At 71.2% G+C, this 21,206-nt stretch carries 21 protein-coding genes; 10 read left to right on the top strand and 11 right to left on the bottom strand.

The features are described 5' to 3' along the window. Positions 1-3 precede the first annotated feature (3 nt). A complete protein-coding gene (locus ACZ4D5_RS19140) occupies positions 4-873 on the bottom strand; it encodes a trypsin-like serine peptidase (RefSeq protein ID WP_467773517.1) in 870 nt (289 codons plus the stop codon). Positions 874-975: 102 nt separating this feature from the next. Further along, positions 976-2,418, bottom strand: a complete 1,443-nt coding sequence (locus tag ACZ4D5_RS19135; RefSeq protein ID WP_467773516.1) for a cellulase family glycosylhydrolase — start codon at positions 2,416-2,418, stop codon at positions 976-978. 111 nt (positions 2,419-2,529) lie between these two features. Here ACZ4D5_RS19135 and ACZ4D5_RS19130 point away from each other — a divergent pair, with 111 nt between their 5' ends. Beyond that, positions 2,530-3,096, top strand: a complete 567-nt coding sequence (locus tag ACZ4D5_RS19130; protein WP_467773515.1) for a hypothetical protein — start codon at positions 2,530-2,532, stop codon at positions 3,094-3,096. On the opposite strand, the gene ACZ4D5_RS19125 is transcribed toward ACZ4D5_RS19130, so the two are convergent. The 4 genes from ACZ4D5_RS19125 to ACZ4D5_RS19110 form a co-directional block, all read right to left on the bottom strand. Continuing rightward, positions 3,093-3,386, bottom strand: a complete 294-nt coding sequence (locus ACZ4D5_RS19125; protein WP_467773514.1) for an SCO5918 family protein — start codon at positions 3,384-3,386, stop codon at positions 3,093-3,095. The two genes, ACZ4D5_RS19130 and ACZ4D5_RS19125, sit on opposite strands and share 4 nt — an antisense overlap. A 51-nt stretch (positions 3,387-3,437) precedes the next feature. Further along, on the bottom strand, positions 3,438-4,856 hold the full coding sequence (locus ACZ4D5_RS19120; protein ID WP_467773513.1) for a DEAD/DEAH box helicase: 1,419 nt from the start codon (positions 4,854-4,856) through the stop codon (positions 3,438-3,440). A gap of 310 nt (positions 4,857-5,166) precedes the next feature. Beyond that, complete coding sequence (locus ACZ4D5_RS19115) at positions 5,167-5,370, bottom strand: cold-shock protein (protein WP_030788646.1); 204 nt, start codon at positions 5,368-5,370, stop codon at positions 5,167-5,169. Between the two features lie 321 nt (positions 5,371-5,691). Then, on the bottom strand, positions 5,692-6,039 hold the full coding sequence (locus ACZ4D5_RS19110; protein ID WP_467773512.1) for a MerR family transcriptional regulator: 348 nt from the start codon (positions 6,037-6,039) through the stop codon (positions 5,692-5,694). A 464-nt stretch (positions 6,040-6,503) separates the two neighbouring features. Here ACZ4D5_RS19110 and ACZ4D5_RS19105 point away from each other — a divergent pair, with 464 nt between their 5' ends. The 3 genes from ACZ4D5_RS19105 (at position 6,504) to ACZ4D5_RS19095 (ending at position 7,927) form a co-directional block, all read left to right on the top strand. Next, the gene (locus ACZ4D5_RS19105; RefSeq protein ID WP_467773511.1) at positions 6,504-6,881 is read left to right on the top strand and encodes a hypothetical protein; all 378 of its coding nucleotides are present in this window, start codon (positions 6,504-6,506) and stop codon (positions 6,879-6,881) included. 151 nt (positions 6,882-7,032) lie between these two features. Further along, the gene (locus ACZ4D5_RS19100) at positions 7,033-7,452 is read left to right on the top strand and encodes an Hsp20/alpha crystallin family protein (RefSeq protein ID WP_467773598.1); all 420 of its coding nucleotides are present in this window, start codon (positions 7,033-7,035) and stop codon (positions 7,450-7,452) included. 76 nt (positions 7,453-7,528) lie between these two features. Then, a complete protein-coding gene (locus ACZ4D5_RS19095; RefSeq protein ID WP_467773510.1) occupies positions 7,529-7,927 on the top strand; it encodes a DUF2267 domain-containing protein in 399 nt (132 codons plus the stop codon). A 144-nt stretch (positions 7,928-8,071) separates the two neighbouring features. On the opposite strand, the gene ACZ4D5_RS19090 is transcribed toward ACZ4D5_RS19095, so the two are convergent. Beyond that, positions 8,072-8,923, bottom strand: a complete 852-nt coding sequence (locus ACZ4D5_RS19090; protein ID WP_467773509.1) for a trypsin-like serine peptidase — start codon at positions 8,921-8,923, stop codon at positions 8,072-8,074. A gap of 189 nt (positions 8,924-9,112) precedes the next feature. Between ACZ4D5_RS19090 and ACZ4D5_RS19085 the strand changes: the two genes are divergently transcribed. After that, positions 9,113-10,324, top strand: coding sequence for a pyridoxal phosphate-dependent aminotransferase (locus ACZ4D5_RS19085; protein ID WP_467773508.1), 1,212 nt, complete (start codon positions 9,113-9,115; stop codon positions 10,322-10,324). 133 nt (positions 10,325-10,457) lie between these two features. Further along, entirely contained in the window at positions 10,458-10,868 is a 411-nt protein-coding gene (locus ACZ4D5_RS19080) for an SCO4983 family protein (RefSeq protein ID WP_467773507.1), read from the top strand. A gap of 72 nt (positions 10,869-10,940) precedes the next feature. On the opposite strand, the gene ACZ4D5_RS19075 is transcribed toward ACZ4D5_RS19080, so the two are convergent. Together ACZ4D5_RS19075 and ACZ4D5_RS19070 are read right to left on the bottom strand one after the other, a co-directional pair. Then, positions 10,941-12,650: an Ig-like domain repeat protein gene (locus ACZ4D5_RS19075; protein WP_467773506.1), complete on the bottom strand. Its 1,710-nt coding sequence runs from the start codon at positions 12,648-12,650 to the stop codon at positions 10,941-10,943. Between the two features lie 224 nt (positions 12,651-12,874). Beyond that, positions 12,875-14,707, bottom strand: a complete 1,833-nt coding sequence (locus ACZ4D5_RS19070) for a phosphoenolpyruvate carboxykinase (GTP) (protein WP_467773505.1) — start codon at positions 14,705-14,707, stop codon at positions 12,875-12,877. Between the two features lie 255 nt (positions 14,708-14,962). Here ACZ4D5_RS19070 and trhA point away from each other — a divergent pair, with 255 nt between their 5' ends. The 4 genes from trhA (at position 14,963) to ACZ4D5_RS19050 (ending at position 18,789) form a co-directional block, all read left to right on the top strand. Further along, complete coding sequence (trhA, locus tag ACZ4D5_RS19065; RefSeq protein WP_467773504.1) at positions 14,963-15,679, top strand: PAQR family membrane homeostasis protein TrhA; 717 nt, start codon at positions 14,963-14,965, stop codon at positions 15,677-15,679. 111 nt (positions 15,680-15,790) lie between these two features. Further along, positions 15,791-17,350, top strand: coding sequence for an MFS transporter (locus ACZ4D5_RS19060; RefSeq protein WP_467773503.1), 1,560 nt, complete (start codon positions 15,791-15,793; stop codon positions 17,348-17,350). A 5-nt stretch (positions 17,351-17,355) separates the two neighbouring features. Next, positions 17,356-17,991 (top strand): TetR/AcrR family transcriptional regulator, encoded by a 636-nt coding sequence (locus tag ACZ4D5_RS19055; RefSeq protein WP_467773502.1) that lies wholly within the window; start codon positions 17,356-17,358, stop codon positions 17,989-17,991. 30 nt (positions 17,992-18,021) lie between these two features. Further along, the gene (locus tag ACZ4D5_RS19050) at positions 18,022-18,789 is read left to right on the top strand and encodes a Mut7-C RNAse domain-containing protein (protein ID WP_467773501.1); all 768 of its coding nucleotides are present in this window, start codon (positions 18,022-18,024) and stop codon (positions 18,787-18,789) included. Here the strand turns inward: ACZ4D5_RS19050 and ACZ4D5_RS19045 are convergent. Beyond that, complete coding sequence (locus ACZ4D5_RS19045) at positions 18,758-19,075, bottom strand: hypothetical protein (RefSeq protein ID WP_467773500.1); 318 nt, start codon at positions 19,073-19,075, stop codon at positions 18,758-18,760. The two genes, ACZ4D5_RS19050 and ACZ4D5_RS19045, sit on opposite strands and share 32 nt — an antisense overlap. A gap of 9 nt (positions 19,076-19,084) precedes the next feature. Continuing rightward, positions 19,085-21,112, bottom strand: a complete 2,028-nt coding sequence (locus ACZ4D5_RS19040) for a thioredoxin domain-containing protein (RefSeq protein ID WP_467773499.1) — start codon at positions 21,110-21,112, stop codon at positions 19,085-19,087. Positions 21,113-21,206: the final 94 nt, after the last annotated feature.

Raw genomic sequence — 21,206 nt, 5'->3', positions numbered from 1 at the left:
GACCTACCCGGCGGTGGCCGGCCGGGGCAGCTTGCACCCCGGCCGGGTCAGGTCGATCTTGCTGTCGCGGCCGACGCACGGCACGATCCCGTACGTCTGCTGGGCGTAGTTGATGCCCTTGCGCACCGTCACGTTGCCCTTGCGGTCGATCTCACAGGGGTTGTTGATGGTGCAGCGCTCACCGTCCTCGTTGCCCGTGTTGTTGACCGCGGTGACCTTGCCGGTCCTGTGGTCGATCACCGGCGATCCCGACGTGCCGCCGATGGTCTGACACTGGGGGGTGTAGCGCACGGAGTCCTTCCAGGTCCACTCCCCCTCCTTCATGCGGTACACGAAGCCGTCGATGTTGCAGGTGTACGTCTTCTTCCAGTAGCCGGAGACGACCGTGACGGCGCGGCCCTTCACCGGGTGGTCGTCCTCCAGGACCAGCGGCTTGATGCCGTACTTCTTCGTGATGTCGCGGTAGCTGCTGGTGAGTTGGTAGATCGTGACGTCGGTGTCCGTCATGGTCGCGTAGGACACCTTGGACGCCTTGAGCGTGGCGACGTCGTTCGCCTTGGCGTCGAGCAGCTTGAAGGTGCGGGTGGACGGCTGGTCGACGACGACCTCGCCCGCCGCGGGGAAACCGGTCTCGATGCAGTGGCCGTTGGTGAGGACGAGCGCCGGGTCGCTCGGATCCGACTTGGGCGTGCGGACGACGGAGCCGGAGCAGTTGCTGAGCGCCACCGTCCCCGCGAAGTCGACCTTCTTGGCCTTGGCGGCCGGGGCCTTGGCGTCCGGTTGGGTGTGTCCCGCGAACGCGGGGGTCGTGCCGGCACCGGCCAGGGCCAGGGCGATCAGTCCGCCCGCGACCGCGTAGCTCTTCTTTCCCATCTGTGGAGCCCCCCTCATGACGACGTACGCCTGACGTGCGTTTGTCAGTGGGCATTCTTGGGGTGCCTGTGCAGCCGGACAAGGGGTGGGAACTCTTCCATTTCACCCACGCGGTGTGATGCGGACAGAGTGTGCACCGGGCCCCGAACCGAGCGTGAGAATACGGGACTTGGGATCCCAGGAGCGTTTCTTCCCGCCCGCCACCCGGCCTCCCTCGGGGAAGTGCCGCGCGGGCAGGTGGATCTCCGTGTCGCCGCGCACACCCGCCCTGCCCCGCCAGCTCACCGTCAACGCCTTGTCCGCCGCGTCCCACCGAAAGGTGACGGGATCTCCCGCGACGGCCCGCGGATAGGGCCGGTCGAGCACAGGCAGCAGCCGGGTCGGCTTCATGTCGGCGTCCCAAGGCGCCCAGGAACCGGGGTCGTTGGACCAGTAGGCGATGCCCGCCCCCATGTCGTCGGCCATGCGCTGTACCTTCTCGACGTACTCCATGGCGCCCGGCAGCCCCACGTCGAGCCCGAACTCCCCGATGACCACGGGCGCGCCGAGCCGCCGCGCGGTCTTCTCGGTCTGTTCGCGCCATTCCCGCAGCGTCGCGTCGACCTGCCCCCTGGCGTCGCCCGTGTATCCGCCGCCCAGGTCCATGGGCAGCGGGTAGAGGTGCGGCGCGTACGCGATGCGCGCCTCGTCGCCGTCGCCGCGCGGGTCCTCCAGGCGCGGAAGCCCGCTGGCGAAGCCCCAGTTGGCGCCGATGGCGGACGGCTCGACGAACAGCCAGTGGTCGCGGTCCACGGTCCGGATGGCCTCGATGCAGTCCTGGTAGAGCCGGGCGAGCGGCCCCGACTCGAAGGCGGGGCCCTGGACGCTGCCGCCCCAGGGCTCGTTCATCAGGTCGTACCCGATGACGGCGTCGTCGTCGGCGAAGTGCTCGGCCACCGCGCGCCAGGCCTTGACGTAGTGCGCGCGCAGATCGCGCCCGTCGCCTTCGACCGTCCCCCAGAAACGGTCGAAGGCGCGGACGGTCCCGGGCTCGGCGTAGCCGAGCTCCCAGGGGTCGGTGGCGGCGGACGTCAACCCGTCGGTCTCGGTGGCCCACTGGGGCGCGCCGTTGCCCCCGACCCCCGGCCCGTACAGGTCCTGGTGCATGTCGAGCAGCACGTGGTAGCCCCGCTCGCCGTACCAGCGCACGCGTTCGGCGACCTGCCGGAGGTACGTCGTGTCGTACGTCCCCGGAGACGGCTCGACCTTGCGCCACTGGAGGAGGAAGCGGACGAAGTTCGTGCCGAGGCTTCGGCGTTCGCGCTCGACGTCCTTCTCCTCGATCCACGGCATACCGTCGGCGGCCGACTTGGCGCTGCTCGCGGTGGACAGGCCGCGCAGCACGAGCGCGCGCCCCTGCCGGTCGGTGATCCACCGGTGGCCGCTCGCGGTGTCGGCGCGCCCGGCCCCGGCACCCTCGGGCCCGACGGCGACCAGCAGGGCGGCGGCGACGGCGAGCACGACCGCGCCGACCGCCCACGTGCGGTGTGCCGCAAGCGATTTCATGGCCGGGATCGTAGATCGCACGGCCCCCCGAGCAATAGACCTGAGCATTGTTCACTTTTCTTCCGCCCGCCCCCTGTCGGGCCGCGCCGCGGCGCCCTACAGTGACGCGCCATGCGGACGAAGACCGACGCACTGCGGGAACGACTGCGCGCGGGGGCGGCCGACGCCACGGTCGTGGTGGCCGGGGTCTGCCTGCTGCTCGTCCTCCTCCACGGCAGCGGCACCCTGCTCACCGCGTTCACCGCGCGGGCGGGTCTCTCGGTGGCGCCGAGCGCGCTCGGCGTGCCCTTCGCGCTGCCGGGCCTGCGGGCGACACCGCTGGGCGCGACGGACTGGTCCTGGCAGCTGTGCGAGGACTTCGCCGCCCTGCTCCTGGTCGCCGTCGCGGCGGCCCGGACGCGCCGCCACGTGCGCCGCCGCCCGGACGCGGGCAGGGGCCGCCGGCTGCTCGCGGGCTGGACGGCACTGATCGCGGGCGCGGCCGCGGCGGGCGTCTGGCGGGGCATGGTCGCGGCCCGCATGGTCGAGGCGGGCCCGTGGGGCTGGCTCGGACTGCCGCTTGCCGGGGCCGTGTTCGGCGCGCTGTGGGGGCTTGTGCTGGGGTGGCTGCCGGGGGCGGCGGCGCTCGCGGCGAAACGGCCGCGCCTCACCGCACCCCGGTCGTCCGAGGCGTCCTAGACGAGGGAAGTGGGCCAGGGCTCGGCGGCGGAGTCGGGGACGGACTCCACGGGCGCGGGAGCGGCACGGCAGGTGAACCCGAGGCCGGTCAGCGCTCTGGTCACCTCGCGCGCCGAGAAGTCGCGGCGGTCCTGCCGCGTGATCACTTCCCCCACCTGCTTGACGGGGTAGTGGCGACGGCCGATGATCACGGACTCACCGGTGACGGGTTCGGGCTTGACACCCTTCATGGCCCGCTCCACCTCGTTCTTGAACAGGTCGAAGGGGAAGCGGGCGATGACACAGCGCATGGCGCCTCACAGACTCACGCAGGGGAAGGGGCAGGGGGAAGGACCAGGGGGTCAGGCAGCGGTTGTACCGGCCCGGGCACGGGCGGCATAGGCGCGGCGCGCACGGCCGTCACGAGGGCGGCGGCCACGGCCCGACGAGCCGCCGCGCCCCGGACCGTCCTTCGGCGGAGCGGCGATGGTCACCGGAACGCCCGAGGGAGCCTTGGCCCCGGTGATGCGCGCCAACTCGGCCTCGCCGGAACGCACTTGTGCGGTCTGCGGCGCGATGCCCGCGGCGGCCATCAGTCGGTTCATGTCGCGTCGCTGCGCCGACGTGACCAGGGTGACGACGCTGCCCGAGCCGCCGGCGCGGGCGGTGCGGCCGCCGCGGTGCAGGTAGTCCTTGGGGTCGGTGGGCGGGTCCACGTTGACGACGAGGTCGAGGTCGTCGACGTGGATGCCGCGCGCCGCGACGTTCGTGGCGACCAGCGCGGTGACCTGGCCGGACTTGAACTGGGCCAGCGTACGGGTGCGTTGGGGCTGGGACTTGCCCCCGTGCAGCGCCGCCGCGCGCACCCCGCTGTTGAGCAGGTGCTCGGCGAGCCGGTCCACGCCGTGCTTGGTGTCCAGGAACAGGATCACCCGTCCGTCACGGGCGGCGATCTCCGTGGTGGTGGCGTACTTGTCGGCACCGTGGATGTGCAGGAGGTGGTGCTCCATCGTGGAGACCGCGCCCGCCGACGGGTCGACCGAGTGGACGACCGGGTCGTTGAGGTACCGGCGGACCAGGAGGTCGACGTTGCGGTCCAGGGTGGCCGAGAACAGCATCCGCTGACCGTCGGGCCGCACCTGGTCGAGAACCTCGGTGACCTGGGGCAGGAAGCCCATGTCGGCCATCTGGTCGGCCTCGTCGAGCACGGTGACGGCCACCTGGTCCAGATGGCAGTCGCGGCGCTCGACGAGGTCCTTGAGCCGCCCCGGCGTCGCGACGACGACCTCGGCCCCGGCACGCAGGGCCCCTGCCTGCCGCCCGATGGACATGCCGCCGACCACGGTGGCGAGGCGCAGCCGCAGCGACCGCGCGTACGGCATGAGGGCGTCGGTCACCTGCTGGGCGAGCTCACGGGTGGGGACGAGGATCAGCGCGCGGGGACGGCGCGGTTCGGCGCGCTGCCCGGCGGTCCGGGTGAGCACCGCGAGGCCGAAGGCGAGTGTCTTGCCCGATCCGGTGCGCCCGCGGCCCAGGACGTCCCGGCCCGCGAGGGAGTTGGGCAGCGTCGCCGCCTGGATCGGGAACGGCTCGGTGACACCGAGGCCGGCGAGGGTCTTCAGGACACCGTCCGACAGGCCGAGCGCGGCGAAGTCCTCGACGGGCGGCAGGGCCGGGGTGACGGTGACCGGCAGGGCGAACTCGCCCTGGAGCGGGGCGGGGCGGGTGCGGCGACCGGGGCTCGTGGAGCGTCGGCCATATGTGCGAGTTGAGCGGTTCATGGAGAACCTTCCTCGATGCGGCACGTATCGAGGAATTCTCATCGGGCACCGATCGGTGCCGAGAACCGCAGGAACGGCCGGGGGAAATGAAAAACAATCCTGGCCGCCGGTGAATCACTCCGGGTCCGGCCCGAGAAAAAGCGGCGCACCACCCGAAGGAACCCAGAATTCTTTGAGCCCAGGATTCGAACGGGATACCGACCGCTTCGAACGGCAAAGCGTCGGGGTTTTCCACCCCCGAAAACGCGACGAGCTGGGGCCCGCACCCAAGGTGCGGGCCCCAGCTACGAAGTGCGCGTCAGCGTCAGCGTCAGGCGGGAACGATGTTCTCGGCCTGCGGGCCCTTCTGGCCCTGCGTGACGTCGAAGGTCACCTTCTGGCCCTCCTGCAGCTCACGGAAGCCCTGGGTGGCGATGTTCGAGTAGTGGGCGAAGACGTCGGCGCCGCCACCCTCCTGCTCGATGAAGCCGAAGCCCTTTTCCGCGTTGAACCACTTCACGGTGCCAGTAGCCATGTCATATCTCCTTCGGGGCAGTGCCCGGGAGCCCGCACTGTGCGGACTCCACGTCGCCGCGATGATTACCCCGTCCGGATTCGAGCCCGGCAATACAAAGTGCCCCGCCGACACAGAAAGTCGACCGAGCACTTGAAGTCTCTGGGAACCACAACTGCAACTAATAGCGACAGTAGCACGCCACAGCCCTCGGCGGGAGGTTTTCGATATCGCTTCGCCGGTCGTCGAATAAACCCTCATCGCGCATCACACGAAATTCTATATTTGCCGTCGTAGATATCCGGTGGCGTGGGGCGCAGCGTTTCCCGGGCGGCGACGGCCTCAGGACGCGGGCGTCCCCTCGGACCCGGCGGCGGGACGGCGCAACTCCTCGTTGATGCGCAGCGCCTCTTCGAGCTGGTCCTCGAGGATGACGATGCGGCAGGCGGCCTCGATCGGCGTGCCCTGGTCGACCAGCTCCCGGGCGCGCGCGGCGATGCGCAGCTGGTAGCGGGAGTAGCGGCGGTGACCGCCGCCGGACCGCAGCGGCGTGATCAGGCGGGCCTCTCCCACGGCCCGGAGGAAGCCGGGTGTGGCGCCGATCATCTCGGCGGCCCGGCCCATCGTGTAGGCGGGGTAGTCGTCGTCGTCGAACCGATCCCGGTCGCGCGAGGGGTTCTCTTGGGTCATTGGCACCTATTCCGGAACGCGTCGAGGGGCCTGGTGCCGTACGGCACCAGGCCCCGAGGGGTTTCACACCATCTGCCGACCTTGCGGGCCGGCTACATGTTTCCGCAGGGACACCCGGCTGAGCGGGGCTGCGGGGATCGCGGATGCGTGACCGGGGACCACCTTCCAATCCGGGGCCTGCGGTACCCGAGCGGCCTCTGAGCCCGCCCGGGCGATCCAGATGGCGTGCACTCCTCTCACTCATCTCATTCATCTTCTGGGGTACTGCCGCGCCAGTTCATGTCTGCCGCATATCGCTGACCCTCATTGGCTACATCAGGAACTCTACCCACGACAGGGGCGCATGTCTACTTCAGCCGCGATAGATTTTCGGAGACGGGAGGGCGAGGGTGAGACAGACGGGAGGGTCCGGGGTGAGGTACCGACGGCACGGCCCGCGCCAGCCACCAGTAGGCTGACCGGTCATGTCGAAGCCTGACGAACTGCTCGCCGACATCGCCGCCCTGGTGGAGTCCGAGCACAGCAATCAGATGCCCCTCACCGTGGTCGTCGCCGGCGCCGTCATCACCGGACGGCTGGCCCCCGAAGCCCTGTGGCGACAGCGCGTCGCCGAAGTCCTGAAGGACTCCGACCAGTTGGGCCCCTTCGCCTCCGCGTTCGCGGCCCCCGGCGCGGCCTCCGCCCCGCCGCCGGACACCGCACCACCCACCCACCTGCACTTCCACCTGGCCCGGATCCTCCAGGGCAGCCTGGGCCTCCCGGAGACCGGCGGGATGTACCGCATCGCCCTCCAGGACGTGAGCGCCTGGACCGTGGGAGACCTCAGCTACTCCGACGCCTGACCCGCATCCGACCCGTCGCCCGACCCAGATCCGGCACCGCGTTCACTCCCGACGCCGGACCTGAGTCGGGCCTTGTCAATTTTCCTCATCGGGGCTATATAGAAAACCGTAGGGCATCGCACCCAACACCTGAGGAGAGGAGAGATCCGTGATGCTCATGCGTACCGACCCGTTCCGCGACTTCGACCGCTTCGCCCAGCAGGTCTTCAACAGCGCCCGGCCGGCCGGGATGCAGATGGACGCCTACCGCCAGGGCGACGACTTCGTGGTCCACTTCGACCTGCCGGGCGTCGACCCGGAGTCGATCGACCTGGACGTCGAACGCCACGTCCTGAACGTACGGGCCGAGCGCCGCTCCCCCGCCCCGGAGGGCGCGGAGATGATCGCGGCCGAGCGCCCCACCGGCAGCTTCTCCCGCCAGCTGTTCCTCGGCGACACCCTGGACACGGAGCGGATCGACGCCTCGTACGAGGCCGGTGTCCTGACGCTCCGCATCCCGGTGGCCGAGCAGGCCAAGCCGCGGAGGATCCGGATCAGCGGCGGCAGCGACCGCAAGCAGATCAACAGCTGACCCCGCCGCGCGACGGCGCGGCCGACCATCGCGACGACATCACCGGGAACGCGACGAAACGGAGGAGAACGGCACGATGAGATGGAGCGAACTCATCGAGGCGGTAAGGGAGTCCGGCCAGTACGCCACCACCGCGGAGGCGGAGCGCGTGACGCGCGTCGTCCTGTCCGCCCTCGGCGAGCACGTCGTCGGGGACGAACGTGTCGACCTGGCGCGGCAGTTGCCCCCGCAGGCGGCGCAGGTGATCGCGGACCGGATCCCCGCGACGCGGCCGCTCACGGCCGCGGAGTTCGTCGGGGGCGTGGGACTGCGCCTGGAGGGTGCCACGCCCGCCACCGCCCGATGGGACGTCAGCTCCGTCCTCACCACCCTGGCGCGGGCGGTCGACGAGGAGCTCGTCGACCGCCTGCTGGGGCTGCTCCCGCCCGGCTACGCCCTGCTGTTCGGCAGGGCCGAGCTGGCACCGGCGGCCTGAGGACCTGACGCACGGGTGCCGTCCGGACCCCGAACGGGCTCCACGGACGGCACCCGTCGACCGCGGTCACCGCACCCGGAGGACCGCGGTGTCACCGCGCCCCGGAGGACCGCGGTGCCACCGCGCTCCGGAAGGCCTTCACCGTCACCGCACCCCGGAAGGCTTCGGCAGCGTGCAGCCCTCGCGGTTCAGGTCGATCTTGTTGCCGGGGGCGACGCACGGCACGAGCGTGTAGGTCTGCTGCGCGTAGTTGATGCCCTCGCGCACCGTGACCTTGCCGTTCTCGTCGACCTCGCACGGGTTGTTGTCCGTGCACCGCCCGCCGCTCTCGTTGCCGGTGTTGTTGACGGCGACGACCTTGCCGGTCTCGTCGTCGATCACCGGGGAGCCCGAGGTGCCGCCGATCGTCTTGCAGTCGGGGGTGTAGCGGACCGAGTCCTTCCAGGTCCAGTTCCCCTCCTTCAGACGGTAGGCGAAGCCGTCGATGCTGCACTTGTACAGCTTCTTCCAGTAGCCGGACGCGACGGTGATCTTCCGCCCCTGCTGGGGGCGCGCCGCGTTCAGCTCCAGGGCCTTGATCCCGTACTTGCTCTCTATGTCGCTGTAGGTGCTGGTGAGTTGGTACAGCGACATGTCCGTGTCGGTCATCGTGCCGTACGCGATCTTGCTCGCCCTGACGGTCCCCGCATTGCCGCCGGAGGCGTTGAGCAGGGTGAAGCTGCGGGACGACGGCTTGTCGACGATGACCTGGCCGGGCGCGGGGAAGCCGCTCTCCAGACAGTGTCCGTTGGACAGGACGAGCGCGGGGTCGCCCGGCTTCGAGTCCGGCACGCGGACGACGGAGCCGGAACAGTTGCTGAGCGCCACCGTCCCCGCGAAGTCGACGGCCTTCGCCTCGGGCTTGGCGGGCCGTTCGTCACTGACGGCCGTCGCGGGCGCCGCCGTCGCTCCGATGAGAAGAGCGGCGAAGCACGCACCGACGAGAGGCTTGTTCATGTGGGGGTCCCCTCTGATGACTAAGTGACCGAAGTTCCTTCGGTTTTGTCATGCGCATTGTTGGGCCCCAGCGCCCCCAGGACAAGACCACAAGCGGACACAGCTGACCGCTGAGGGAACACACGCGCCCGAACCAAGCCCCGCTAAAGAATTCCGCCCCACCGCAGCCGGAACGCTAGGCTCGCCGACATGCAGGTCATCCAGTCGACGAAGCTCGCCAACGTCTGTTACGAGATCCGGGGCCCGGTACTCGAGGAGGCGATGCGGCTGGAAGCCGCAGGGCACCGCATCCTCAAGCTGAACACTGGCAACCCCGCCGCCTTCGGCTTCGAGTGCCCGCCGGAGATCCTGGAGGACATCCTCCGCAACGTCGGCGACGCACACGGCTACGGCGACGCGAAGGGCCTCCTCGCGGCCCGCCGCGCGGTCGTCATGCACAACCAGACCCTCGGCATCGAGACCGACGTCGAGCACGTCTTCATCGGCAACGGCGTCTCCGAACTCATCGTGATGGCCATGCAGGGCCTGCTCGACGACGGCGACGAGGTCCTCGTACCGGCGCCCGACTACCCCCTGTGGACCGCGGCCGTCTCCCTGTCCGGGGGCACCGCCGTGCACTACCGCTGCGACGAGCAGGCGGACTGGATGCCGGACCTCGCCGACATCGAGCGCAAGATCACCGACCGCACCAAGGCGCTCGTGATCATCAACCCGAACAACCCGACCGGCGCGGTCTACGACGAGGCGATGCTGCGCGGCCTGACCGACATCGCGCGCCGCCACAACCTCCTGGTCTGCTCGGACGAGATCTACGACAAGATCCTCTACGACGGCGCGACGCACACGCCGACCGCCGCCATCGCCCCCGACCTGCTGACCCTCACCTTCAACGGCATGTCGAAGGCGTACCGCGTCGCGGGCTACCGGGTCGGCTGGATGTCGATCTCGGGCCCGAAGGCGCACGCGTCCTCGTACATCGAGGGCCTGACGATCCTCGCCAACATGCGCCTGTGCGCGAACATGCCGGGCCAGCACGGCGTCGTCGCGGCGCTCAGCGGACGCCAGACGATCAACGACCTGGTCCTTCCGGGCGGGCGGCTCCTGGAGCAGCGCGACACCGCGTACGACCTGCTGACCCAGATCCCCGGCGTGACCTGCGTGAAGCCGAAGGGGTCGCTGTACCTCTTCCCGCGGCTCGACCCGAAGGTCTTCAAGATCAAGGACGACCGGCAGATGGTCCTGGACCTGCTGCGGGCCGAGAAGATCATGGTCGTGCACGGCACGGGCTTCAACTGGCCGGAGCCCGACCACTTCCGCGTGGTGACCCTGCCGACGGCGACGGACCTGGCGGAGGCCGTGACCCGCATCGGGACCTTCCTGGACGGCTACAGCCAGCCCTGACACCCGCGCCGCGCGAGGAATGCGGGTGAGGCCGGGCGCCGATCGGCGCCCGGCCTCACCGCTTTCCGGATCCAACTCAACTTTAGACGGAATCTAAGCTAGGATGTCTGCAAGACAGCTTGGAGGCCATCTCATGTACGAGCCGATCCGCACCAAGTCGGTCCACTCGATGGCCGACGACGCGAGCTTCCCGCACCGCTCCCGCGAGGAGGAGCTGGACATCCAGCTCGCCGGGCACCTGGCCGCGCTGCTCGCCGTCACCGACGAGCTCCGCACCCTCACCCCCTCCGCCGAACTGGACGCCGCGGCCGAGCAGTTGGCGCTCCAGGTCGCGCGGCTGCGCCGTGGCGTGCGGCCCGCGCGGTCCGCCGTGGCGGGCGCCATCCACGAACCGCACGTCGCCGCCCTGCACCAGCGCGCCCACGCCCTCGCGGGTCGCGCCCTGGTGGTGGCGGCCTCCCGCGCCGACACCGCGGCGGCGATCCTGGCCGCCGAGCGCATGGACGCCCACGCGGACGCCACGCGCCTGGTCGGCGCCTCCTGAACGGCCCCGGTCCGCGGCCGGGGAGGCCGCGGACCGGGCGCCACCAACCGTGGCGGCAGCTGGGGGCGCCGCCTAGCCGGTGATCTTCACGGTGGCCTTGGCGGACGAACCCTCGTGCAGGGCGTCGCCCGCGTAGCTCACCTCGTAGACCGTCCTGCCCCGCTTGCTCGGCAGGTCCCTGACCTTGAACGTGCCGTCGGCCGCGACCGACGCCGACGTCAGCTCGCCCGTCGTGCCGAACCGGTCCGTGCGGGTCACCTTCAGACCGATCCCGGACGGCAGCGCGCGGCCCTGCCCGGCCAGCTTGCCGGTGATCTCCACGCCGCCCGTGCGGGTCGCCTCGGCGGGCGCGGTCAGCTCGATCGCCGTCGGCGCCTTGGCGACATCCACCGTGACCGTGACGTCCTCGGCCGGACGGTGCGTGACGTCACCCAGGAACCTGAGCGTGTACGTCGCCTCGCCGAGGCGGTCCGGCACGTCCAGGACGGTGAAGCTGCCGTCGGCCGCGACCTTGGCGGCCGCCACCTCCTGCGTGCCGTCGGCGTCCTTGCGCACCGCCGTGACCTTCACGGGCTCTGCGGGCGCGGGCCCGTCGAGCTCCAACCTGCCCCGGATCCCGAGCGGTTCACCGACGACCGGCTTCGAGGGCGTGGTGCCGAGGGTGCCCGTGAAGCGCGAGTCGTACTGCGCGGCCGGCGGCTTGATGACGTGCAGCCAGTGGTCGCCGCCGCTGGCCGTCACCGCGAAGAGCCGCGAGCCGTCCTTGGCCCAGGCCAGCCCCTGCGGCGCGATCCGGGCGCCGTCCAGCTCGCTCTCGAAGGCGAACTCCAGCGGCGTGGTGCCTTCCGCCGGATCGGCGGGCTGGATCAGCAGGTCGGGCGTGCTGCCGGAGGCGGCGGCGCCCCGCGCCACGTACTTTCCGTCGCCGCTGAACGCCACCGCCGAGGCCTTCGCGCCCTCGGGGAGGGCCTGATAGCCGGTCGGCGCGTCCGACAGGTCGGAGGCGTCGAGCAGCCGCGTCCCGAACGCCGCGTCGGCGACGGCGATGCGCTTGCCGTCGGCGCTCTGGGCGATGTCCTTCAGGTCGAGCGCGCCCTTGCCCTCGGCGTCCGCGAAGCGCCGCTGGGGCCCGCGCACCAGGGTCTGGCCGCTCGCGTCGAACGTCGTGAGGAACGGGTTGGCCTTGTCGCCCGCGGCGGCCTGCCCCATCACGAGCCGGTCCGGTGCCCCGGGGCCCGCCTCCAGCTTGAGCCGCCCCTGCCCGGTCCAGCCGGTGCCGTTGGGATAGGGGCTGCCGACCTGGTACAGCGTCGTGGTGTTGTTGACGTCGTTGCAGTACGAGTCGCTGTACGGCGTCTCCGTGAACCACGCCTTGCCGCCCGCCACGGCCACCTCACGGCCACAGGTCACGTCGGCCGGCGTGTAACTGGCCCCGCTCCTCGTCTGCGTCGCCGTGTCGAACGTCAGCATCCGGTCCGTCTGCGACACGTGCAGCGTCGCGCCGTCCGCGCTGAGCGCCATGCCGGAGACCGGCTTGTCGGTCGCGAGCGAGCCCACCCGCTGGCCCTGGAAGTTGTAGACCCAGACCGAGCTCGCCGAGCTGCCCTTGCGGCCGTCGGTGACGTAGACCCGCTCGTGCGCGTCGTCGACGACCATCGCTCCGAACGACGCGATGGGCAGCTTCGCCACCTCGTCCGAGGGCGTCGCGGCGTACGCGGCGGGCGTCCCGGCGGCGACCAGGCCGGTCGCGCCGAGCGCCACCGCGAGCGCGGCGCCCGTCACACGTCTTAACCGCTGAGAGTTCTTCAACTTGGCCCCCCACAGGCTCTTTTGGGGCACGCGTCGATCAGCGGCCCCCCGTGTGGGCACATTGAAGCATGTGAGAGCCATGTGAAGGCAAGGTGCGCAAGATGCGGATATGGACGGGTGGGGTCCCTCCGCTCCCCTTCGTGCACGCGGATGGGCCCCGCACGCCGTTGTGCGGGGCCCATCCGGAATGCGGGGCGTCAGCCCAGGCGCTGCACCAGCGCGCGGTACTCGTCCCACAGCTCCTTGGGCGTGTGGTCGCCGAAGGTGTTGAGGTGTTCGGGGACGAGCGCGGCCTCCTCGCGCCAGACCTCCTTGTCGACCGTGAGCAGGAACTCCAGGTCGGAGTCGGCCAGTTCGAGGCCGTTCGTGTCCAGCGACTCCTTCGTCGGCAGGATGCCGATGGGGGTCTCGACGCCCTCGGCCTTCCCGTCGAGGCGGTCCACGATCCACTTCAGGACGCGGGAGTTCTCGCCGAAGCCGGGCCAGACGAACTTGCCGTCGGCGTTCTTCCGGAACCAGTTGACGTAGTAGATCTTCGGCAGCTTCGCCTGGTCCTTGTCGGCGCCGACCTTGACCCAGTGGTTCATGTAGTCGCCCATGTTGTAGCCGCAGAACGGCAGCATGGCGAACGGGTCGCGGCGCAGCTCGCCGACCTTGCCCTCGGCGGCGGCGGTCTTCTCGGACGCGACGTTCGCGCCGAGGAAGACGCCGTGCTGCCAGTTGAAGGACTCCGTCACCAGCGGCACGGCGCTCGCGCGGCGGCCGCCGAAGAGGATCGCCGAGATCGGCACGCCCTTGGGGTCCTCCCACTCGGGCGCGATGATCGGGCACTGCGAGGCGGGCGTGGTGAAGCGGGCGTTCGGGTGGGCGGCCGGGACACCTGATTCCGGCGTCCAGTCGTTGCCCTTCCAGTCGGTCAGGTGCGCCGGAGTCTCCTCCGTCATGCCCTCCCACCAGACGTCGCCGTCGTCGGTGAGCGCGACGTTCGTGAAGACGGAGTTGCCCCACAGCGTCTTCATGGCGTTGGCGTTGGTGTGCTCGCCGGTGCCGGGCGCGACGCCGAAGAAGCCGGCCTCGGGGTTGATCGCGTAGAGGCGGCCGTCCTCGCCGAACCGCATCCAGGCGATGTCGTCGCCGATGGTCTCCACCGTCCAGCCGGAGATCGTGGGCTCCAGCATGGCGAGGTTCGTCTTGCCGCAGGCGGACGGGAACGCGGCGGCGACGTACTTGGACTCGCCCTGCGGCGGCGTCAGCTTGAGGATCAGCATGTGCTCGGCGAGCCAGCCCTCGTCACGCGCCATGACGGAGGCGATGCGCAGCGCGTAGCACTTCTTGCCGAGCAGGGCGTTGCCGCCGTAGCCCGAGCCGTACGACCAGATCTCGCGGTCCTCGGGGAAGTGCGAGATGTACTTGGTGGAGTTGCAGGGCCACGGCACGTCGGCCTCACCCTCGGCCAGCGGGGCGCCGAGCGTGTGGACGGCCTTGACGAAGAAGCCGTCGTCGCCGAGCTCGTCCAGGACGGCCTGGCCCATGCGGGTCATGGTGCGCATGGAGACGGCGACGTACGCGGAGTCGGTGATCTCGACGCCGATCGCGGACAGCGGCGAGCCGACCGGGCCCATGCAGAAGGGCACGACGTACAGGGTGCGGCCGCGCATGGAGCCGCGGAAGACACCCTTCTCGCCCTGGAAGATCTCCCGCATCTCGGCGGGGGCCTTCCAGTGGTTGGTCGGGCCCGCGTCCTCCTCCTTCTCGGAGCAGATGAAGGTGCGGTCCTCGACGCGCGCGACATCGGTCGGGTCGGAGGCCGCGTAGTACGAGTTGGGGCGCTTGATCGGGTCGAGCTTCTTGAAGGTGCCCTTCGCGACGAGCTCCTCGCACAGGCGCTCGTACTCGGCCTCGGAACCGTCACACCAGACCACGCGGTCCGGCTGCGTCAGTTCGGCGATCTCGCCGACCCAGGAGACCAGCTTCTGGTGGTTGGTCGGGGCAGTGCCCAAGGACAGGGGAGCCGCGATGTCGCGCGCCACGATTGCTCCTAATCGGAGGGGTTTTGAGGATGTATGCCCCGTGGGGGCTGCGACCCGGACGCTTCACTTGATTTCCCTCTGGCGCTCATCCGGTGCCGACCGCACTCATTTGATCATCCGACGCGCACGCCCATCTGTCCAGAGGGCCTCACACGTGAGCGGCGTGAGCATCGCCACTTGTGCCGGTACGAGGGCGAGGGCGGTGATCCGTCCGTTTGATGTACGACTTACGGGCCCGTAGGTACGATGCGGCCCATGACCGCCCCCGTCCCCGAAGTGATCCCGGAGCCCGCGGGTACCACCCCACTCATCCCGCAGCAGTCCTCCCTGCCGCTCCCCGCGAAACCGAAGATGCGCGGCTGGCTGCACGCCGGCATGTTCCCCGCGGTGCTGGTCGCGGGCCTCGTACTCACCGCGCTCGCGGACTCCACCCGCGGCCGGGTCGCCTGCGGCATCTTCGCGCTGACCGCCTGTCTGCTCTTCGGCGTGAGCGCGCTGTACCACCGGGGCAACTGGGGCCCGAGAGCCGACGGCATCCTGCGCAGACTCGACCACTCCAACATCTTCCTGATCATCGCGGGCACCTACACCCCGCTGACCCTGCTGCTGCTCCCCGAGGCGAAGGGGCAGTGGCTGCTCTGGGGCGTCTGGGGAGCGGCGGTCGCCGGCATCGCCTTCCGTGTCCTGTGGGTCGGCGCGCCCCGCTGGCTCTACACCCCGTGCTACATCGCGATGGGCTGGGCCGCGGTCTTCTTCCTGCCGGACTTCATGCGCAAGGGCGGCATCGCGGTGCTCGTCCTGGTCATCGTCGGCGGACTGCTCTACAGCGCGGGCGGCGTGATCTACGGCATCAAGCGCCCCAACCCCTCGCCCCGCTTCTTCGGCTTCCACGAGGTCTTCCACTCACTGACCCTGGCGGCCTTCGCCGTGCACTACGTCGGCATCTCCCTGGTGGCCTACCAGCACGCCTGACGCACTCCCCCTTCCACCCCGGTGGCCGCGGCTCTTCAGCCGCGGCCACTTCTTCGTGCGCGCACACGAAAATATTGACAGTGACTCCCACTTGGGAGTTACTGTCATTTCATGGCCACTGTCACTGACTCCGCTGCCGCCGTGCGGCAGGACCCCCGCCGCTGGTGGGCGCTCGCCGCCCTGGTCGCGAGCATGCTCGTGCTCGGCTTCGACATGACGATCCTCAACGTCGCGCTGCCGACGATGGCCGAGCAGCTCGGCGCGAGCACCGGCGAGCAGCAGTGGATGGCGGACGCGTACGTCGTCGTCTTCGCCGCGCTGATGCTCCCCGCGGGCCTCCTCGGCGACCGGTTCGGGCGGCGCAGGATGCTGATGACGGGACTCGGGGTCTTCCTGGCCGGGTCGCTGATCGGCACCCTCGTCGACGACGTCTCCCTCGTCGTCGTGGCCCGCGCCGTCATGGGCGTGGGCGCCGCGCTCGTCATGCCCCTCGCGATGGCCGTGCTGCCCGCGCTCTTCGGGCCCGGCGAGCGGACCAGGGCCATCGGCATCGTCTCGGCGGCCGGTGCGCTCGGCGCGCCCCTCGGGCCGATCGTCGGCGGCTGGCTGCTCGACCACTTCTGGTGGGGCTCGATCTTCCTGATCAACGTCCCCATGGTCGGGATAGGCCTCACCGCCTGCCTGTTCCTGCTGCCCGAGACCCGCGACCCCGCCTCTCCCTCGGTCGACGTCGTCTCCACCGCACTGACCGTCTCCGGCCTCGGCGCGCTGATCTACGGCATCATCGAGGCGCCCGTACGCGGCTGGGGCGACCCCCTGGTCCTCGGCGTGCTCGCCGGCGCGGCCCTGCTGCTCGCCGCGCTCGTCCTGCGCGAGCGGCGGACGGCGCGGCCCATGCTCGACATGACGCTGCTGCGCGACCGCGCCTTCTTCCTCAACACGATGGCGGCGACGCTCGTCATGTTCGTGCTGTCGGGCCTGATGTTCGTGCTGCCGCCCTACCTCCAGGCCGTCCTCGGCCACGACGCGTTCGGCACCGGGGTGCGGATCCTGCCGATGATGGGCGGGCTGCTGATCGCGGCCAAGGGCGCGGAGCCCGTCGTACGCCGCTTCGGGGCGCGCGCGGTGATCAGCGGCGGGCTCGCGGTCCTCGCCTTCGCCGCGATCCTCGGCAGCCGCACGGACGTCGACAGCGGCTACGGCCTCACCGCGCTGTGGCTCTCGGTGGCCGGTCTCGGCTTCGGCTTCGCCATCGTGCCGTCGATGGACGCGGCGCTCGGCGCGCTGCCCGTGGAGCGCGCGGGGTCCGGCTCGGGGCTCCTCATGACCGTACGGCAGGTGGGCAGCGCCCTCGGGATCGCGCTGCTCGGCTCGCTCCTCGCCGGGGCGTACGCCGACCGCCTCGACACCGGCGGCCTGCCGGGCCCCGCGGCCGACGCCGCGGGCGACTCGGTGGTCGCCGCGCACGGCGTGGCCGACCGGCTCGGCGACGGCGGCCTCGTCGACGCCGCGAACTCCGCGTACGTCCACGGCATGGACCTCGTCCTCCTGGTCAGCGGCGTCGCCGCCCTCGTGACGTCCCTGCTCGTGGCCGCCCTCCTGCCGAGGGCCGGCGGCGCGGCGTCCGACACGCCTGACCTGGGCAAGGCCTCGGTGGATGCCCGACAATGAACACCATGACGGCCGCACGGACCTCCCCCGCCGGGACCGCGCCCCCACTGGGGCTGCGCGAACGGAAGAAGCTCAAGACCCGCCTCGCGATCCGGGACGCGACGTACCGGCTGATCCGCGAGCAGGGGTACGAGGCGACGACGGTCGAGCAGATCGCGGAGGCGGCGGAGGTCTCCCCCTCCACCGTCTTCCGCTACTTCCCGACCAAGGAGGACATCGTCCTCACCGACGAGTACGACCCGCTCCTGGAGAGCGAGTTGCGGGAGCGGCCCGTCGACGAACCGATCGTGGAATCGCTGCGGATCGTGCTGCGCCGGGCCGTGGGCCTCGGCTTCGCGGAGGAGCCCGAGGTCACCAGGCTCCGTACGAAGCTGATGACCGAGGTGCCCGCCGTGCGCTCGCGGATGCTGGAGAGCATGTCGGTCACCGGCGCCGTCCTGTGCCGGGTCATCGCCGAACGCACCGGCCGCGAGCCCGGCGACCTGGAGGTGCGGACCTTCTCCATGGGGCTGATCGGCGCGCTCACCGAGACCGCCGCGTACTGGGCCGAGCACGACCACGAGGACGACCTGCCCACGCTGGTGGACCGCACCCTGTCCATGCTCACCAGCGGGTTCACCGGGGCGGAAAATCCTCGGTGACGTCCGGACCCGCCATGCCATCCTGACCGCATGAACGGTCCGGAGATCCTCGTCGCTTTCGCCCCCGAGCTGGGTGTCTTCGTCCCGCACGAGCGAAGGGGCGGCGCCACCACGGCAGTTACGGACGGCGCGTCCACACTCGGGCACGTCGTCGAGTCCCTCGGCGTCCCGCTGACCGAGGTCGGCGCCCTGGTGGTGGACGGCCGCGAGGTCGCCGCAGGACACGTCCCCGCGGCCGGGGAGACCGTCGCCGTCCGTGCGGTGACGCGCCCCCAGCCGGTGCCCGGCGCCCCGCTCCGCTTCCTCCTCGACGTCCATCTGGGCACGCTGGCCCGGCGGTTGCGCCTCCTCGGCGTCGACGCGGCGTACGAGTCCACGGACATCGGCGACCCCGCCCTGGCCACGCGCTCGGCGGACGAGCGACGCGTCCTGCTCAGCCGCGACCGGGGGCTGCTGCGCCGCCGCGAGCTGTGGGCGGGCGCCTACGTCTACAGCGACCGCCCCGACGACCAACTCCGCGACGTACTCGGCCGCTTCGCCCCGCCGCTGTCCCCCTGGACCCGCTGCACGGCCTGCAACGGCACGCTCCGCCCGGCCACCAAGGACGAGGTGGCGGACCTCCTGGAGGGCGGCACCCGCGGCACGTACGACGTCTTCGCGCAGTGCGGCGACTGCGCCCGCGTCTACTGGCGCGGCGCCCACCACGACCGCCTGGAAGCGATCGTGGCGGGGGCGTTGGCGGAGTTCGGCGGCTCCCCCGGGCCGCTCACGGCTCGTACAGCGGCAGGAAGTGGATGACCGCTTCCTCGTAGGGATGGGCCGCGCACACCGCCTCCTTGACGGCGCGCGCCCGCTCCTCGTCGCAGACGGACTCGACGCGGCACTCCTTGCCCTGCCGCACCGCGCCGACCTCGCCGTCGAAGGGCCGCGCGCCCGGCAGCGGCAGCCAGGTGCCGGTGACCGGCCAGACGCTCGCACACCGGGCGTAGCCACCGACCTGCCCCGCGCCTGCCGCGTGGAGGGCGTCGACCACCTGCTCCACATGGCTCTCGGGGACGGATATCTCGATCTTCAGACGCGCCATGCCGGGCCCCTAGGCCCGGGAGAGCAGATCGGCGAGCGCGGCCGGGTCCGTCGTCGGCGCGTCGCAGACGAAGCCGCGGCAGACGTACGCGGCGGGGTGCCCGTCGACCAGCGAGCGGTCGGCCAGCAGCGGGAGTTCACCGGAGCCCGGCTCCCCCGCCGCGACCACCGCGCCCGGCGCCGTGCCGAGCAGCGCCGTCCGGTGGAGGTCGCCGAGGACGTCACCGACGACCGCCACCTCGCGGGGGCCGTCCAGCGCCGCCTCCGCCACGGCGAGCCCGTGGCCGATGAAGCGCGGGACGCGGGGGCCGAGCGCCTTGACGACGCCGAGGGCCCGCTCCGCCGCGGTGCGGTGCGGTGCGGCGCCCGTCTGCGCCGCGTACGAGAGGAGCGCGCCCGCGGCCGCCGTCCACCCGGAGGGCGCCGCGTTGTCCGTGGGGTCCTGCGGGCGGCGGATCAGCCGCTCCGCGTCCGCCGCCGTGTCGAACAGCGCGCCGCTCTCCGCGTCCACGAACTGCGCGAGGACGTGGTCGAGCAGGAAGCCCGCGAACTCCAGCCAGACCCCCTCCCCCGTGACCGAGGCCAGCGCGAGGAAGCCCTCCGCCACATCGGCGTAGTCCTCCAGCACACCCGCGTTGGCGCCGACTCGGCCGTCCTTCGAGGTGCGGGCCAGGCGCGCGCGGGCGTCCATGTGCAGACGTACGAGAAGGTCTCCCGCGCCGACGGCGGCCGCGATCAGGTCCGGCCGGTCGAAGTACGCGCCGACCTCGGCGAGGGCGGCGATCGCGAGGCCGTTCCAGGCGGCGACCACCTTGTCGTCACGGCCGGGCGCGGGCCGTACGGCGCGCGCCGCGAGCAGTCGCTCCCGCACGGACCCGATCCGCGCCGCGTCCACCAACGGGCCTTCGGCCTGCGGGAGTTGGAGAACGGAAGCACCCTTCTCGAAGGTGCCCTCCTCCGTGACGCCGAAGCAGGTCATCGCCAGCTCCGCGTCGGCCTCGCCGAGGACCTCCCTCAACTGCGCGGCCGTCCAGACGTAGTACGCGCCCTCGACGTGCTCGCCCGTCGCCGGGTCCTCGCTGTCCGCGTCGAGCGCCGAGGCGAACCCGCCCTCGTTGGTGCGCAGTTCGCGCACCATGAAGTCCGCGGTCTCCAGGGCGACCCGGCGCGCGAGCTCCGAGCCCGTGGCCCGCCACAGATGGGCGTAGGCCCGGCACAGCAGGGCGTTGTCGTAGAGCATCTTCTCGAAGTGCGGCACGACCCACTCGCGGTCGACGGAGTAGCGGGCGAAGCCGCCGCCGAGCTGGTCGTAGATGCCGCCGCGCGCCATCCGCTCACAGGTGTCGGCGGCCATCTGCAGCGCGCCCTCGGCGCCCGTGCGGGCGTAGTGCCGCAGGAGGAACTCGACGGTCATGGACGGCGGGAACTTGGGCGCGCCGCCGAAGCCGCCGTGCGTGGCGTCGTAGTCACGGGTCAGGCCGAGCAGCGCCCGCGCGAGCTCGTCCTCGCCGGGCTTCTCGTCGGCACCGTGCGTGAGCTGCCGCTCGCCGAGATCGCGCACGATCTTGCCCGCCACCTCGGCGACCTCGCCGCGCCGGTCCGTCCACGCCCGGTGGACGCCGTCGAGGACCTGCGGGAAGGACGGCATGCCGTGGCGGGGCTCCGGCGGGAAGTACGTACCGAAGTAGAAGGGTTCGGCGTCGGGGGTGAGGAAGACGGTCATGGGCCAGCCGCCCTGGCCCGTCGCGGCCTGCACGGCCTCCATGTAGACGGCGTCGACGTCGGGCCGCTCCTCGCGGTCGACCTTGATGTTCACGAACTTCTCGTTCATGAGCGCGGCCGTCGCGTCGTCCTCGAACGACTCGTGCGCCATGACGTGGCACCAGTGGCAGCTGCTGTACCCGACGCTGAGCAGCACCGGCACCCCGCGCTTGCGCGCCTCCTCGAAGGCCTCGGCCGACCAGGGCCACCAGTCGACCGGGTTGTCGGCGTGCTGGAGCAGGTAGGGGGACGTCTCATGGGCCAGTCGGTTCGGCATGGACCCATCTTGCCCTGCCGCCGCGGACGCGCACGGGAGCCCGTCCCCGAAGGGAGCCGCGGCGGGTACCACAAGGCCGCCGATCCGCTGACGC

Source organism: Streptomyces sp. NPDC025651 (genome assembly GCF_055558735.1).
The sequence above is the reverse complement of the archived record's forward strand: the minus strand, read 5'-3'. Positions and strand labels throughout refer to the sequence as shown.

Bases quoted from the DNA above. Each gene is read 5' to 3' on its own strand.
- ACZ4D5_RS19140 (WP_467773517.1), bottom strand. From the start codon at position 873: ATGGGAAAGAAGAGCTACGCGGTCGCGGGCGGACTGATCGCCCTGGCC.
- ACZ4D5_RS19135 (WP_467773516.1), bottom strand. From the start codon at position 2,418: ATGAAATCGCTTGCGGCACACCGCACGTGGGCGGTCGGCGCGGTCGTG.
- ACZ4D5_RS19130 (WP_467773515.1), top strand. From the start codon at position 2,530: ATGCGGACGAAGACCGACGCACTGCGGGAACGACTGCGCGCGGGGGCG.
- ACZ4D5_RS19125 (WP_467773514.1), bottom strand. From the start codon at position 3,386: ATGCGCTGTGTCATCGCCCGCTTCCCCTTCGACCTGTTCAAGAACGAG.
- ACZ4D5_RS19120 (WP_467773513.1), bottom strand. From the start codon at position 4,856: ATGAACCGCTCAACTCGCACATATGGCCGACGCTCCACGAGCCCCGGT.
- ACZ4D5_RS19115 (WP_030788646.1), bottom strand. From the start codon at position 5,370: ATGGCTACTGGCACCGTGAAGTGGTTCAACGCGGAAAAGGGCTTCGGC.
- ACZ4D5_RS19110 (WP_467773512.1), bottom strand. From the start codon at position 6,039: ATGACCCAAGAGAACCCCTCGCGCGACCGGGATCGGTTCGACGACGAC.
- ACZ4D5_RS19105 (WP_467773511.1), top strand. From the start codon at position 6,504: ATGTCGAAGCCTGACGAACTGCTCGCCGACATCGCCGCCCTGGTGGAG.
- ACZ4D5_RS19100 (WP_467773598.1), top strand. From the start codon at position 7,033: ATGCTCATGCGTACCGACCCGTTCCGCGACTTCGACCGCTTCGCCCAG.
- ACZ4D5_RS19095 (WP_467773510.1), top strand. From the start codon at position 7,529: ATGAGATGGAGCGAACTCATCGAGGCGGTAAGGGAGTCCGGCCAGTAC.
- ACZ4D5_RS19090 (WP_467773509.1), bottom strand. From the start codon at position 8,923: ATGAACAAGCCTCTCGTCGGTGCGTGCTTCGCCGCTCTTCTCATCGGA.
- ACZ4D5_RS19085 (WP_467773508.1), top strand. From the start codon at position 9,113: ATGCAGGTCATCCAGTCGACGAAGCTCGCCAACGTCTGTTACGAGATC.
- ACZ4D5_RS19080 (WP_467773507.1), top strand. From the start codon at position 10,458: ATGTACGAGCCGATCCGCACCAAGTCGGTCCACTCGATGGCCGACGAC.
- trhA (WP_467773504.1), top strand. From the start codon at position 14,963: ATGACCGCCCCCGTCCCCGAAGTGATCCCGGAGCCCGCGGGTACCACC.
- ACZ4D5_RS19060 (WP_467773503.1), top strand. From the start codon at position 15,791: ATGGCCACTGTCACTGACTCCGCTGCCGCCGTGCGGCAGGACCCCCGC.
- ACZ4D5_RS19055 (WP_467773502.1), top strand. From the start codon at position 17,356: ATGACGGCCGCACGGACCTCCCCCGCCGGGACCGCGCCCCCACTGGGG.
- ACZ4D5_RS19050 (WP_467773501.1), top strand. From the start codon at position 18,022: ATGAACGGTCCGGAGATCCTCGTCGCTTTCGCCCCCGAGCTGGGTGTC.
- ACZ4D5_RS19045 (WP_467773500.1), bottom strand. From the start codon at position 19,075: ATGGCGCGTCTGAAGATCGAGATATCCGTCCCCGAGAGCCATGTGGAG.
- ACZ4D5_RS19040 (WP_467773499.1), bottom strand. From the start codon at position 21,112: ATGCCGAACCGACTGGCCCATGAGACGTCCCCCTACCTGCTCCAGCAC.